The following is a 15,062-nucleotide window of genomic DNA, read 5'->3' as shown; positions in this document are numbered from 1 at the left end:
TATAACAACTCGGCCTTTTTTAGATTTCAAGGTTACGAGGTTACGAGGTTACGAGGTTACGAGGTTACGAGGTTACGAGGTTACGAGGTTACGAGGTTACGAGGTTACGAGGTTACGAGGTTACGAGGTTAATTTTAATCACTTATTGAATCGGGTAAATCTATTTAAACAAAAAGCCCGTCTATTACTAGACGGGCTTTATTATATTTTAATCAGTAAAGATATTAAGCTTTTGCTTTTTTACCTTTAACAGCAACTTGTACTGGCTCTGATTTCTTGATTACTGTTGTGCCTTCAAACGCTTCACCTTCAATGAAAGGCTTACCGTAGTAAGAAGCAAGTAATACTTCTTTTAGCTCAGAGATTAGAGGGTAACGAGGGTTTGCACCAGTACACTGGTCATCAAACGCTTCTACCGCTAACTCATCAACTTTTGCAAGGAAATCTGCTTCAGCAACACCCGCTTCTTGAATTGACATTGGAATCTGAAGATTCACTTTCAATTCATCTAACCAAGTTAGTAGACGCTCAATCTTCTGTGCAGTACGGTCACCAGCGTGTGATAGACCCAAGTGGTCAGCAACTTCAGCATAACGACGACGCGCTTGTGGGCTTGCGTACTGTGAGAATGCAGTTTGCTTAGTTGGGTTATCATTTGCGTTGTAACGAACTACGTTAGAAATCAACAATGCGTTAGCAAGGCCGTGCGGTACGTGGAACTCAGCACCTAGCTTGTGCGCCATTGAGTGACAAACACCTAGGAATGCGTTAGCAAACGCGATACCCGCGATAGTTGCCGCATTGTGTACTTTCTCACGTGCGATTGGGTCATTAGCACCGTTCGCGTAACTTGATGGTAAGTACTCTTTTAGCATTCTTAGTGCTTGAAGTGCTTGACCGTCTGAGTATTCATTAGCAAGAACAGATACATAAGCTTCTAGTGCGTGAGTTACTGCATCGTAACCACCAAACGCTGTTAGCGACTTAGGCATATTCATTACTAGGTTCGCATCAACGATAGCCATTTGAGGCGTTAACTCGTAATCCGCTAGCGGGTACTTAGCACCAGTTTTATCGTCAGTTACAACCGCAAATGGTGTTACTTCAGAACCTGTACCAGATGTAGTAGTAATACATACTAGCTCAGCTTTCTTACCCATTTTAGGGAACTTGTAGATACGCTTACGAATGTCCATAAAGCGCATTGCTAGTTCTTCGAAATGCGTTTCTGGGTGCTCGTACATAACCCACATGATCTTCGCAGCATCCATTGGTGAACCACCACCTAGTGCAATAATCACATCAGGTTGGAAGCTCTTCATTGCTTCAGCGCCTTTCTCAACAACAGACAGTGTTGGATCCGCTTCTACATCAAAGAATGTTTGAACTTCGATACCTTGTGCTTTAAGCAAAGATACGATTTCATCTGCGTAACCGTTATTGAATAGGAAACGGTCTGTTACTAAGAACGCACGCTTCTTACCTTCTAGGTCGCTAAGTGCGATTGGAAGGCTACCACGACGGAAGTAAATTGATTTAGGTAGTTTATGCCACAACATATTTTCAGCTCGCTTCGCTACTGTCTTCTTGTTGATAAGGTGCTTAGGACCTACGTTCTCAGAGATAGAGTTACCACCCCATGAACCACAACCAAGAGTTAGCGAAGGTGCAACGTTAAAGTTGTAAAGGTCACCGATACCACCATGAGTAGTTGGGATGTTTACAAGAATACGTGCAGTTTTCATCTTGTCGCCGAAGTACTTAATACGGTCAGCGTTAGTATCTTGGTTAGTGTATAGGCCAGATGTATGACCGATACCGCCAATCTCAACCATTGTTACCGCTTGGTCTACAGCATTTTCAAATGAAGACGCGCGGAACATACCTAATGTAGGAGATAGTTTCTCGTGTGCGAACTCGTCGTCGTAAGAAACTTGCTCACCTTCACCGATAAGAATCTTAGTATTAGCAGGAACTTTAACGCCTGCCATTTCAGCAATTTTAGTTGCTGGCTGACCAACGATATCTGCGTTTAGGTTGCCGTTAATCAATAAGATTTTACGAACTTTATCCGCTTCATCTTTAGAAAGAACATAACCATTGTGAGAAGCAAAACGTGCTTTCACTTCGTCATATACTTCGTCCATAACGATAACTGCTTGCTCAGAAGCACAAACAACACCGTTATCAAATGTCTTAGACATAAGTACTGATGCTACTGCACGCTTAATGTCTGCAGTTTCATCGATAACAACAGGTACGTTACCCGCACCAACACCGATAGCAGGCTTACCTGAAGAGTAAGCAGCTTTAACCATGCCTGGACCACCAGTTGCAAGGATAAGGTTGATATCGTCGTGCTTCATTAGTGCATTTGAAAGCTCAACAGATGGTTGGTCGATCCAACCAATAATATCTTTCGGAGCACCCGCTGCAACTGCTGCATCAAGTACAAGCTTAGCTGCTGCATTCGTTGAGTTTTTAGCACGTGGGTGTGGCGAGAAGATAATCGCGTTACGTGTTTTAAGAGAAATAAGTGATTTAAAGATTGCTGTAGATGTTGGGTTCGTTGTTGGAACGATACCACAAATGATACCTACAGGTTCTGCGATAGTCATAGTACCGAACTCTTCGTTCTCTTCTAAGATACCGCAAGTTTTTTCATCTTTGTATTTGTTGTAGATAAATTCTGACGCGAAGTGGTTTTTGATAACCTTATCTTCAACAATACCCATACCAGATTCAGCAACAGCTTGCTGTGCTAGAGGAATACGTGCGTTATTTGCAGCAAGAGACGCTGCACGGAAGATCGCATCTACTTTCTCTTGAGAAAAAGTAGCGAATTCTTTTTGAGCCGCTTTAACACGTGCAACCATTGCATCTAGTTCAGCCATATTTGTTACAGGCATACATAAACTCCTAGCTTTAAGATTAAAAATTATTTAGTAAGAACATGCTAGAATCCTTTCACATTTAAGTGTTAAAAACCGTTAACACTTACTGCACCACACATACTTAGTAAATTGCTTTCAAATTTGATTATAATTTTTCACACTGTAAAAGAAATTGATTTAGATCACTACACCCTCAGAATGCTGTTAAAACCACTATTTTGCCAAAAGCAGTGTATTTTTCATGCTTTTACATGCGTTTTTATGAATCTCATCGTTGATTTATCTAATATGTACTAAAACCATTTATTTCACAAGACGAAATATTACGTAATAAAAATACATTTACTAGCCCCTATCACATCCAGTTGTGACAGAAATCACGATTTATTACGCTAACCGCTCAATATTTGTTGCATATTACCTAGCACGTTATTTGCCCTCTAAGCGTAATACACAAAAATTCACTTTACATAATCTATTCACTATAAAAATTATCGACTCCTTAATAAGCAAAAATCAGCTTTTATTGGTAGCTGTAATAACCCGCTTAGATTAAAATCTTGTAACAACGATATTTATACACATCTGTCTTGTATCGTTTATTGAATTTGGTAATACCCTCTTACCATTGAAAAATCACCTTATGCTGTGTGATTTTTATTACCACGATAACGGGTCAAATGGCTTTTTTTTCGTTTTACTACACCATCATAAATTTTGATAACTGACAGGTAACCTTATGCAGGCTTTTGATATAGCTATATTTTTGCATTTTTTCGTTGGGCTTATTGCGACGGTAAACCCGGTCGGTATCATGCCTGTTTTCGTTTCTTTAACCGGTTCAATGAATGCTGATGAGCGTAATAAAACCGCGCTAACAACTAATATTGCGGTTGTTATTATTTTGATTGTTGCATTAATAGCTGGGCAACATTTACTGGATCTGTTTAGTATTTCAATTGACTCATTCCGTGTTGCTGGCGGTTTGCTACTACTTAGCATCGCATTTTCAATGATGAGTGGTAAAATTGGCGAGGTTAAACAAAATAAAGAAGAAAAGTCAGAGTCAGTGAGCCGTGAGCAAGTTGGGGTTGTTCCTTTAGCGATGCCATTAATGGCGGGTCCCGGTGCAATCAGTTCTACGATTGTGTATGGATCGCGTTACCCTGGCGTGGCTTCTACAATGGGAATTGCGATTACTATTATCATATTTGCTTTTTGCTGTTGGTTATTATTCCGTTCAGCACCTTATATTGTGCGCTTTTTAGGTCAAACAGGGATCAACGTGATTACTCGTATCATGGGTTTGATACTTGCAGCACTTGGGATTGAATTTATCATTAATGGTTTGCGAGTAATGCTGCCCGGTTTGAGTTAATAACGTTGTTTATTTCGCAATAAGCATTGAGCCTCAACATTTTGTTGGGGCTTTTTAATATTCAATAAAAACGTAAGTCAATGCAGGGTTTTGATATACTTGAAACTATCGCAGCCAGTTAATGGCGTAACGTAGCTTTCAAAAGAGGATGCTGCGTTTTTCTTGTTAATAAATACTATTTGAACTATGACAAAACTAACCTTCAGACAACGTCTATATCAAGTTATTTTCGGCACCTCGACTCGCTTCGGACAATGGTTTGATATTGCGTTAATTATTGCCATTATAAGCTCTGAAATAATTTTAATTATCTCATCGGTTGCCAGCATTGAATCACAATATTCACATTTACTTATTAATGCTGAATGGGGATTTACGATTCTGTTTACCATTGAGTATATTGTACGTTTATATTGCTCTCCACGTCCGTTAGCATATGCGCGCAGTTTTTATGGTGTTATTGATTTAATGGCGATTCTTCCTGCCTATATTGCATTTTTAATCCCAGGTTCGAATTATTTATTAATCATTAGGTTAATTCGTGTACTACGTATTTTCCGAGTGCTAAAACTAGCTAGATTCCTTCGAGATTCCAATATTTTATTGCGCTCTCTTCGTCACGCTCAGCGTAAAATCTTTGTTTTTTTTAGTTCGGTATTAATACTTGTAACAGTGTTTGGATCTTTAATGTTCATTATTGAAGGTCCAAGCAATGGTTTTACCAGTATTCCTAAAAGTATCTATTGGGCTATCGTGACAATTACTACTGTCGGTTATGGCGATATTGTGCCTCATACGGTGATGGGTAAAGCACTCGCATCATTAACAATGCTATTAGGTTATTCAATACTGGCAGTGCCTACAGGTATTATTACTGCTGAGTTAAACCAAGAAATAAAAACTCATCGCGGACTTATTCGCTGCCCTAATTGTGCCACCAGCGGACACGAAATGGATGCGGAATACTGTAAGAAATGTGGCACGAAATTGCCTGAAACGCTATAACGCTAACAAAAAGCCCGTAGCTATAAATGTACGGGCTTTGTGTAACGAGCATATAGCGGTAAGCCATAGCCTATCAATTAATGTGATTGAGTTTGATGCTGTAAAAAGTTAACTGCTTTATCAGGAAAATCAGTAAAGACGCCATCAACTCCCGCTTGATTATAAAACACCTCTAACATGCCATTGTAATCTTTAACGTAAGTTGGAATACGATCTTTATCAGCACGGAATGTATAAGGATGAACGACCATGCCGTTAATATGAGCATTGTTTACCATGTCGGTAAGTTCAATATGACCTAAGGTTGAGCTGTCTTTAACAATCATCGGTTTCCATGGCCCAATACCATCAGCATATTGAGACAACACTTTCATGCCATCAGGCTTAAACATCCAATCATAATTATAAGGATGTGCTTTACCTGATTTATCGTAAACCATGGTTTCATTCCAGTTAGTTTCAGCCATCAACTGCACTAACTTTAAATCCATTCCCATCGCTGGCATTAATTGATCGTTAATGCGCTTCAATTCATTAAAATCAAACGTTTGTAAATAAATATTACTGTTTTTATCGGTATAACCATAATGTTTTAATACCGTTAATACCGCTTTACTAATGTCTTTACCTTCATGGCGATGAAACCACGGCGCTTTAATTTCTGGATAAAGACCAATATCATAGCCTAAGGTTTTATTTAACCCTTGGATCATTTCAATTTCTTCTTGGAACGTTGGCACTGTAAAATGAGATTTCCAAATAGGGAAACGTTCAGAGAAACCTTGGACTTGCTTACCCTCTTTAATATTAAAGCCTTCTGTTACACTCAATTGCTTTATTTCAGCAAGCGTAAAATCAATCGCATAATAACGACCATCACTACGAGCTCGATTTGGAAAGAGAGCGGCAACATTGGTGACTCTATCAAGATAATGATCATGAAGAACAACTAACTGATTATCTTTCGTCATCACTACATCTTGCTCGATATAATCAGGTTTCATACCATAAGCGAGTGCTTTTGCTGGCAATGTATGTTCAGGTAAATACCCTGATGCACCGCGATGGGCAATAACAATTTTATCGGTATTTGGCTGAGAAATAACATTTGTTGATAATACCGCACAACCAATCATCGTCGCTAACATCACTTTCTTCATCATTATTCCTTTAATATGCACTATTCATTATCGAATATTAATATCTTCATTCGAAATACATAATACGGATTATTTATGACAAAATTGCGATCGAATACGTATATGACAATATTAATCGTCAAAAATGCGCGCTTTATTCTCGAATGGTGACTTTAATTCCAAAGTAGAATAACGTTATATAGAGTCAATAAAAAAGCCGAGGCAAGTGCCTCGGCTTTATATTAATCACTGTTGACTAGTCGATATTACTTACGACGCCAAGTTGTACCTTGTGCACCATCTTCTAGAATAATGCCCATCGCTAACAACTTATCACGCGCTTCATCTGCTGCAGCCCAATCTTTTGCTGCTCGAGCATCCAGACGCTGTTGAATCAAAGCTTCAATTTCAGCGACATCATCTTCACCAGCACCACCTTGCAAAAACACTTCAGGATCTTGAGATAATAGACCTAAAATATCCGCTAATTCGCGCATACGTGCACCTAATGCAGATGCTGTAGCAACGTCATCCGTTTTAATACGGTTAATTTCACGCGCCATATCAAACAGTACTGAATATGCTTCAGGTGTGTTGAAATCATCATCCATTGCATCTTTAAAGCGAGCAACAAACTCTTCACCACCAGCCGCTTCAACAGAGGTATCCAAACCACGCAGTGAAGTGTATAGACGCTCTAATGCAGAACGTGCTTGTTTTAGATTATCTTCGCTGTAGTTTAACTGGCTACGGTAATGACCAGACATTAAGAAGTAACGTACTGTTTCAGGATCATAATGGTTTAATACATCACGAATAGTGAAGAAGTTACCTAATGACTTCGACATTTTCTCACGATCAACCATTACCATACCACTGTGCATCCATGTATTCACATATTGACCATCGTGAGCACAGCATGATTGCGCAATTTCATTTTCATGGTGAGGGAATTGTAGATCAGAGCCACCGCCATGAATATCAAAGTGATCGCCAAGAATAGATGAGTTCATCGCTGAACATTCAATGTGCCAACCTGGGCGACCAGGGCCCCACGGTGATTCCCATGTTGGTTCACCTGGCTTAGACATTTTCCACAACACAAAATCAAGTGGACTACGTTTTGCCATGTCGATATCAACACGTGCACCCGCTTGTAGTTGATCAAGATCTTGCTTAGAAAGACGACCATAATCGTCATACTTGCTCACTTCAAACATCACATCGCCATTAGAAGCAACATACGCAAAACCACGCTCAATTAAACGCTCACAAAGTGCGATAATTTCAGCAATAAACTGTGTCGCACGAGGCTCAACATCAGGACGTTTCATGCCTAAAGCATCAAAGTCAGCATGCATTTCACCAATTAAACGCTCAGTTAATGATTCACAGCTTTCACCATTTTCAGCTGCACGCTTAATGATTTTATCGTCGATGTCAGTAATGTTACGTACGAAGGTAAGATCGTAACCTGAGTAACGCAAATAACGCGACACTACATCAAAAGAGACAAATGTACGACCGTGTCCAATGTGACATAAATCGTAGATCGTAACGCCACAGACGTACATACCGACTTTGCCAGGATGGATGGGTGTAAATACTTCTTTTTGTCGTGTGAGCGAATTATAGATCTTTAACATGTCTCAGCATTACTCATTAATTTCGAATTTGTCGGTAATTACACCTTTTATAGCATTTGATCGCAAGGAAAATTCAAGGATGGATGCTATTTTAGCAATTAGTGCAGATTAAGCGGGTAATGTTTGTCTGACAAGGCTAAGGTAAGTTAATATTCACGCTTAGAGAAAACACTCCATTTAAGGAATAAATCATGATTACCCTTCACACAAATTTTGGTGATATCAAAATTAACCTTTTCGAAGATAAAGCACCTGTTACTTGTGCTAACTTCCTACAGTACTGCCGTGACGGTTTCTATAACGGTACTATTTTCCACCGTGTTATTGATGGTTTCATGGTTCAAGGCGGCGGCATGCTTCCTGGTATGGAAGAGAAAGAAACTCGCGCGACTATTCAAAATGAAGCAAACAATGGCCTAAGCAACAAAACAGGCACATTAGCAATGGCGCGTACTAACGCACCGCATTCTGCTAGCTCACAGTTCTTCATTAACGTAAAAGATAACAACTTCCTAGACTTCACTGGCGAGAACATGAGTGGCTGGGGCTACTGTGTATTCGCTGCTGTTGTTGAAGGCATGGATGTAGTTAATAAGATCAAAGCAGTAAAAACAGGCCGTAATGGTTACCACTCAGATGTGCCTGTTGAAGACGTTATCATCGAAAACGTAACAATCGAAGACTAATACTTCGCAAAGGGCGGTTAATTATCGCCCTTTATTAGTGACTTATGACCACATTATTTATTGCAGATTTGCACCTAAGTGCTGAACGTCCCGACATTACCGCCTGTTTCTTACGCTTTATGGCACAAGAAACCCACCATATTGATGCCTTGTATGTTTTAGGGGATTTATTTGAAATGTGGATTGGCGATGATGAAGATTCCCCTTTCTTACGCCAAGTCAAACAAGCCTTCAAAACGTTAACTGATGCTGGCACACCTTGTTATTTTATCCATGGCAATCGTGACTTTTTAATTGGCAAGCGATTTAGCCGAGAAACAGGTATCACATTATTACCTGAACATAGCGTGGTTGATCTCTATGGCACACCAACATTGATTTTACACGGTGATACACTGTGTATTGAAGATCAAGCCTACCAACGCTACCGTAAAAAAGTCCACAATCCAGTTATTCAATGGCTATTTGCTCGATTACCGTTATCGTACCGTATTAAAGTCGGTGATAAATTCCGCCAAAATAGTGGTAAAAATAATCAAACGAAAAGCCAATCAATTATGGATGTTACTCAGACAGAAGTGATCCGTATCATGCGTGATGCTAATGTCACTCAAATGATTCATGGCCATACTCACAGGCCGAAGATTCATCATTTTGAGATTGACGGCATTCCAGCTCAACGGATAGTGCTTGGCGATTGGTATGATCACGGCTCGGTACTAGTATATAACGCTGATGGCTATCAACTAGAAACGCGCAATTTCAATACACCAAACTCAGATTGATAATCCATATCCCTAGCTATAAAAAGCACAAAAGGTACGACATGCGTACCTTTTGTATTTATAAATAATAGTGCCCAAATATTACGCTTATTGTAATTTCATCGTTGAAGTTGGCATAGTCTTTCTATCCGCAGCCCATGAGCGGTACATCGTTACAGAAGTATAGAAAACCACTGCACACACTAACCACGCAAGTACATGCATATCTAACGATTTCACCAAATAAGCAGCAACCATCACCATTATCGGCCCAACCAAGGCAACAGTGACTGTTGCACGGCTATTAAAGCGATTATGACGAATAAAGCTCGCAGACGAGAAGAAACTTAAAAATGCACATGAACACATCATTACTGGAAAAGCAGCTAATGGATTCATACCTAGTAGGTAAATCATCACCATACATGGCGCATATAAGCCAATTCCCACCGTCATTAAAGCGCCAAAAATAAAGTTACCAATAATACCTATCACTAACTTCCAGCCACTTAATCCCAAGCTACTACCACCTAGTGGAAACAACTTTAGCTGACCTGCAAGCATCAATCCTGCCACAATTAATAATGCAACACTCATTACGATACGAATATGCTGTCGATCCCAACTTGAGACTAACCGTGCTCCGATCGTGGCACCAATACAAGCCGCAATAACCAGGCTTAATAAGGTTACCGAATCAACCGATACCGCCGTCATAAAGATAAATGCTTGAAATACCGTTGGCATCACTGACTGACAATTTAGAGTGCCGGGTAATTGCTGATCATCAATTAACTTAAACTGCTTGTAGCCTGCCGTCATGATAGCAAAACTACCAATCCCTAATGTGTCACAAAAATGGGCAAAACCACCTACAATAGCAACAGGAATAATACGTGTATCAGCTTCCTGCTTGCGATTTTTTTTCCATGCCATAAACAGCATAAAACTAAAAATACCGCCACCAACAAGCAATCCTGCTTGTATCAAGGTAAATATCGACATAACTACTACAAATACGAGAGGGTTATTCAAGGGGCACAATTGTGCATGTCACTGTTTTTATTCCAGTGGCAGATATTATGTACCTATGTGTTATTAGTTTCCATTTTTTTAATCACTCAATCAATATATTGCGCCAAATATAAACACTGATTGCCAACAAAGATGATGAAAACGTAAACTAAGGCTAATTTCTTTACTAAGATCGACTAAAAACATGTCAAAACATCACGATGAGTGCCCTTGTGGCAGCCACAAACTACTTGCTGAGTGCTGTAAGCCTATTCATGCCAATCATGCATTAGCAACCCATCCAGAACAACTGATGCGCGCTCGATACAGTGCCCATGTCTTAGGCTTAGTTGATTTTGTGGTACAAACTTATCACGCTAGCTGTGACGCAGAGCAACATCGTGCAGCCATTGCAGAATCCATCGCCTTAACATGGCTAGGCCTTGAAGTGATCAACAGTGAAATAGCTGCTGATGGACAAGGCTATGTTGAATTTAAAGCGGGTTATAAAGAAGCTGGCGAAGAATATATATTACAAGAACGCTCGCGTTTCGTACAAGAATCCATTAACGGTCAACGCTATTGGTTTTACATTGATGGTGAGTATCCACAGCCACCACCTTGTGAGCAACCAGCGCCGTCAGCGCCAGTGACCAGTAACAAAACTGTTGGTCGTAATGATCCTTGCCCTTGTGGTAGCGGTAAAAAATATAAGAAATGCTGCGGCTAAATCAATTTATGTCACAAAATAATTAATCAATGGGGATTTGATGATCCCCATTTGTTGACTCCACGATTGTTGCCACTTTGATAAACCCCACCCAAACACGCTACAAACATCGTCACCCCCACAGATGTACCCCGCGAAACCAAAAACAAATAATCCATTAAACTTCATAATCTTAACAAACAACCATGCTTTTTTATCCCTTAAAAGCATCAATACAATAAATTAACATTTAATTTAACTTTTCACTCAATTTATTGTTGCAAAAAACAATTAGCTTCGTTAGTGTGAATAACAACAACGAATAGCGTTCAACCTTATTGAGTAAATATTTATGCGTATCCAAATGGTCACATTTCAGCACCATCATCATCCTGACTAGTCTTTCGGGAGGATACGCCTCACCCTGGAAGACGCATTTTTCTTCCAGTGGTCATAACGGAATATCTCATTCAGACCCTCGGAAGAAGTTTCTTTCGAGGGTTTTTTAATGCCCAATTTTCAATTCGAAATATTGATGATATGAATGAATTTAGACAAGGAATATAACCATGCAAACCCAACGACTACGTATTGCGATTCAGAAAAAAGGCCGTCTGAGTAAAGAATGCCAAGACTTACTTAAACGCTGTGGAGTTAAGTTTAATATGATGGGTGAACGACTTGTAGTTCACGCTGAAAATATGCCAATTGATCTGTTACTCGTTCGCGATGATGATATTCCGGGTCTGATCATGGATGGCGTGGTCGATTTAGGCGTTATCGGTGAAAACGAACTTGAAGAAGTCGGTCTTGAACGTGCCGCACGTAACGAAGCTTGTGAGTATATCAAACTGCGTCGACTTGATTTTGGTGGTTGTCGTCTCTCAATTGCCATTGATAAAGACGCTGATTACAGCGGTCCTCAAGATCTAAATGGTAAACGTATTGCCACCACTTACCCGCAATTAGTTAAGCGTTACATGGATGATATCGGCGTTAAATTTACTACCTGTATGCTTAACGGCTCGGTTGAAGTAGCTCCTCGTGCAGGTCTTGCTGATGCTATCTGTGATTTAGTGTCAACCGGCGCAACTCTAGAAGCGAATGGGCTCAAAGAAGCGGAAGTTATTCTGCGTTCTAAAGCAGTCCTGATTCAGTCAACTGAGGCTATTAGTGATGACAAACAAGCGTTAATAGAGCGCCTACTGACCCGTATGCAAGGTGTTATTCAAGCCAAAGAATCTAAATACATCATGCTACACGCCCCCACTGACCGCCTTGACCAAATTAAACGTTTATTACCTGGCGCGGAAGATCCAACAGTATTACCACTGGCTGGCGATCAAAGCCGAGTAGCCATTCACCTAGTGAGTTCTGAAAATCTATTTTGGGAAACCATGGAACAACTAAAAGAACTCGGTGCCAGCTCTATTCTGGTATTGCCAATTGAAAAAATGATGGAGTAAGGTATGAAAACGGTAGTATGGCAATCCCTCACTAAAGACCAACAACAGCAACTTCTTGCACGTCCTGCGGTAACTAATGGTGCTAATATTAGCGCTATTGTCAGTGATGTTATAGAGCAAGTGCGCCAGCAAGGTGACGATGCCCTGCTCACGCTGACTGAAAAATTTGATGGTCAACGCCCAGAAACTTTAGCGGTTTCAGCGACTGAAGTAGATGCTGCCTGCGCACGCTTAAGTGATGATATGAAAGCGGCTTTAGAACAAGCACATCGCAATATCACCACTTTTCACCTTGCACAACAGCAACCAACATTACGTGTTGAAACTCAAGCTGGTGTCATCTGTGAACAAGTCACTCGCCCAATTAACTCTGTCGGGTTATATATTCCAGGTGGTAGTGCGCCATTACCTTCTACCGTTCTCATGCTAGGCGTACCGGCACAAATTGCGGGTTGTCGCCAGATTGCTTTATGTTCACCACCACCAATTGCCGATGAAATTTTATATGTTGCCAAATTGTGTGGCATTAATAATATTTACAATGTCGGTGGTTCTCAAGCCATTGCTGCAATGGCCTATGGTACAGAAACTATCACCAGTGTTGATAAGATTTTTGGCCCTGGCAATGCATTTGTTACTGAGGCTAAACGCCAAGTAAGTAATGATTTCAGAGGTGCTGCAATTGATATGCCAGCAGGACCATCTGAAGTATTAGTGATTGCTGATGACACGGCTGATCCCGATTTTATTGCTGCAGATTTATTAAGCCAAGCAGAGCACGGACCTGATTCACAAGTGATTTTGGTTACGCCAAGTCAAGCGATTGCCGATCGTACTGCAGCCGCTATTGAACAACAGTTAACCCAACTTACACGCGCTGATATTGCAAAAAAAGCACTCGCTTCCAGTTTATTAATTGTTACCGAAACCTTGCCTCAATGTGTGGCGATTTCAAATCAATATGGCCCTGAACACTTAATAGTCCAAACTTGTGAACCACGAGAGTTAGTATCATTGCTTGATAACGCGGGTTCTATTTTCTTAGGCAAATGGTCACCGGAATCTGTCGGTGACTATGCATCAGGCACTAACCATGTTTTACCGACATATGGTTACACCCGTACTTATTCAAGCCTCGGCTTAGCTGATTTTAGTAAACGAATGACAGTACAAGAATTATCCGCTGATGGCTTACTTGGTATTGCAAAAACAGTGACCACTATTGCAGAGGCTGAAGGGCTTGACGCCCACAAACACGCTGTCACTATTCGGGTTAATAAACTAACGCAACAACAAGAGAATTAATCATGACTATTACCCAACTAGCCCGTAAAACCGTGCGTGAATTAACCCCTTACCAATCAGCGCGTCGCTTAGGGGGCAATGGTGATATTTGGCTCAATGCCAATGAATCACCGTTTGTGAATGAATACAATATTAATCTAGCAGGCCTTAATCGTTACAGTGAATGTCAACCACCACAGTTAATCAATGCTTATGCCGATTACGCAGGGGTTGAACCACAACAAGTATTAACTTCTCGCGGTGCAGATGAAGGGATTGAACTTATTATTAAAGCCTTCTGTGAGCCAAACTGCGATAGCATTTTATATTGCCCACCAACTTATGGAATGTATGCCATCAGTGCGGAAACTAATGGGGTGAAGGCTAACGTGGTACCACTGACACCAGAGTGGCAACTTGATCTTAATGCTATTGCAACCAATCTTGATAACGTCAAAGTTGTTTTTGCTTGTAGCCCTAATAATCCCACTGGTAATTTACTTGCTCGAAAAGACATTATTAGCTTATTAGAGATGACGACAGATAAAGCCTTAGTAGTCATTGATGAGGCATATATTGATTTTAGTCTGCAAGATAGTGTCAAAGATTTATTAGCGACCTACCCACATCTGGTTATTTTGCGAACTCTATCCAAAGCATTTGCACTCGCTGGTCTACGCTGCGGTTTTACGTTAGCCAATAGCGATATTATTGACATCCTACTTAAAGTAATTGCGCCTTATCCAGTACCGGTTCCTGTTTCTGAAATTGCAGTACAAGCGTTATCTGCTGCTGGTCGCGCGCGCACTAAATTTCAAGTATTAGATCTGTGTGCTAACCGTGCTTATCTGCAAGCAGGGTTGAGCATGTTAGCGGGGGTAACGGTATTTGATGGCTATGGTAACTATCTGTTAGTTAAATTTTCTGATGCCGATAAACTATTCAATGCACTATGGACCAGTGGCATTATTTTACGTCGCTCGCCGATTGAAAATTGTATTCGTATCAGTGTCGGTAATCGTGACGAATGTGAAAAAACTCTCGCCTTTATTCGCAGCCAATTACAACAATAATTAA

12 protein-coding genes and 1 other annotated feature are annotated in these 15,062 nt (G+C 40.5%); of the genes, 8 read left to right on the top strand and 4 right to left on the bottom strand.

Annotated elements, in window-relative coordinates; translation table 11 throughout:
- Positions 1-224 precede the first annotated feature (224 nt).
- Positions 225-2,909 (bottom strand): bifunctional acetaldehyde-CoA/alcohol dehydrogenase, encoded by a 2,685-nt coding sequence (gene adhE, locus PAND9192_RS01470; protein ID WP_060996677.1) that lies wholly within the window; start codon positions 2,907-2,909, stop codon positions 225-227.
- A 724-nt stretch (positions 2,910-3,633) separates the two neighbouring features.
- On the opposite strand from adhE, the gene PAND9192_RS01465 reads away from it, so the two are divergent.
- Positions 3,634-4,272 carry a YchE family NAAT transporter gene (locus PAND9192_RS01465; protein ID WP_060996678.1) on the top strand — a complete coding sequence of 213 codons (639 nt, stop codon included), beginning with the start codon at positions 3,634-3,636 and terminating at the stop codon, positions 4,270-4,272.
- Positions 4,273-4,458: 186 nt separating this feature from the next.
- Positions 4,459-5,277, top strand: coding sequence for an ion transporter (locus tag PAND9192_RS01460; protein WP_087852253.1), 819 nt, complete (start codon positions 4,459-4,461; stop codon positions 5,275-5,277).
- A gap of 77 nt (positions 5,278-5,354) precedes the next feature.
- Here the strand turns inward: PAND9192_RS01460 and glpQ are convergent, their stop codons facing one another.
- Together glpQ and cysS are read right to left on the bottom strand one after the other, a co-directional pair.
- The gene (glpQ, locus tag PAND9192_RS01455; protein ID WP_087852252.1) at positions 5,355-6,437 is read right to left on the bottom strand and encodes a glycerophosphodiester phosphodiesterase; all 1,083 of its coding nucleotides are present in this window, start codon (positions 6,435-6,437) and stop codon (positions 5,355-5,357) included.
- A 245-nt stretch (positions 6,438-6,682) separates the two neighbouring features.
- Positions 6,683-8,062, bottom strand: a complete 1,380-nt coding sequence (gene cysS, locus PAND9192_RS01450; protein ID WP_087852251.1) for a cysteine--tRNA ligase — start codon at positions 8,060-8,062, stop codon at positions 6,683-6,685.
- A 191-nt stretch (positions 8,063-8,253) separates the two neighbouring features.
- On the opposite strand from cysS, the gene PAND9192_RS01445 reads away from it, so the two are divergent.
- Positions 8,254-8,748 carry a peptidylprolyl isomerase gene (locus PAND9192_RS01445; protein WP_060996681.1) on the top strand — a complete coding sequence of 165 codons (495 nt, stop codon included), beginning with the start codon at positions 8,254-8,256 and terminating at the stop codon, positions 8,746-8,748.
- Between the two features lie 44 nt (positions 8,749-8,792).
- On the top strand, positions 8,793-9,533 hold the full coding sequence (gene lpxH / locus PAND9192_RS01440; protein WP_087852250.1) for a UDP-2,3-diacylglucosamine diphosphatase: 741 nt from the start codon (positions 8,793-8,795) through the stop codon (positions 9,531-9,533).
- A gap of 87 nt (positions 9,534-9,620) precedes the next feature.
- Here lpxH and PAND9192_RS01435 read toward each other — a convergent pair whose 3' ends face one another.
- Positions 9,621-10,517 carry a sulfite exporter TauE/SafE family protein gene (locus tag PAND9192_RS01435; protein WP_087852249.1) on the bottom strand — a complete coding sequence of 299 codons (897 nt, stop codon included), beginning with the start codon at positions 10,515-10,517 and terminating at the stop codon, positions 9,621-9,623.
- Between the two features lie 214 nt (positions 10,518-10,731).
- On the opposite strand from PAND9192_RS01435, the gene PAND9192_RS01430 reads away from it, so the two are divergent.
- The 4 genes from PAND9192_RS01430 to hisC all read left to right on the top strand — a co-directional run bounded on the left by PAND9192_RS01430 (position 10,732) and on the right by hisC (position 15,058).
- Positions 10,732-11,256: a YchJ family metal-binding protein gene (locus tag PAND9192_RS01430; protein ID WP_087852248.1), complete on the top strand. Its 525-nt coding sequence runs from the start codon at positions 10,732-10,734 to the stop codon at positions 11,254-11,256.
- A 354-nt stretch (positions 11,257-11,610) separates the two neighbouring features.
- Positions 11,611-11,745, top strand: a sequence feature (His leader region).
- Positions 11,746-11,804: 59 nt separating this feature from the next.
- On the top strand, positions 11,805-12,701 hold the full coding sequence (hisG, locus tag PAND9192_RS01420) for an ATP phosphoribosyltransferase (protein WP_087852246.1): 897 nt from the start codon (positions 11,805-11,807) through the stop codon (positions 12,699-12,701).
- 3 nt (positions 12,702-12,704) lie between these two features.
- Positions 12,705-14,006, top strand: coding sequence for a histidinol dehydrogenase (gene hisD / locus PAND9192_RS01415; RefSeq protein ID WP_087852245.1), 1,302 nt, complete (start codon positions 12,705-12,707; stop codon positions 14,004-14,006).
- Between the two features lie 2 nt (positions 14,007-14,008).
- Entirely contained in the window at positions 14,009-15,058 is a 1,050-nt protein-coding gene (gene hisC, locus PAND9192_RS01410; RefSeq protein ID WP_200817766.1) for a histidinol-phosphate transaminase, read from the top strand.
- Positions 15,059-15,062: the final 4 nt, after the last annotated feature.

Origin of the sequence: Photobacterium andalusiense, assembly GCF_900185625.1 — a bacterium.
GTDB classification, from domain to species: domain Bacteria; phylum Pseudomonadota; class Gammaproteobacteria; order Enterobacterales; family Vibrionaceae; genus Photobacterium; species Photobacterium aquimaris.
This window is presented reverse-complemented; position numbering and strand designations above follow the sequence as displayed.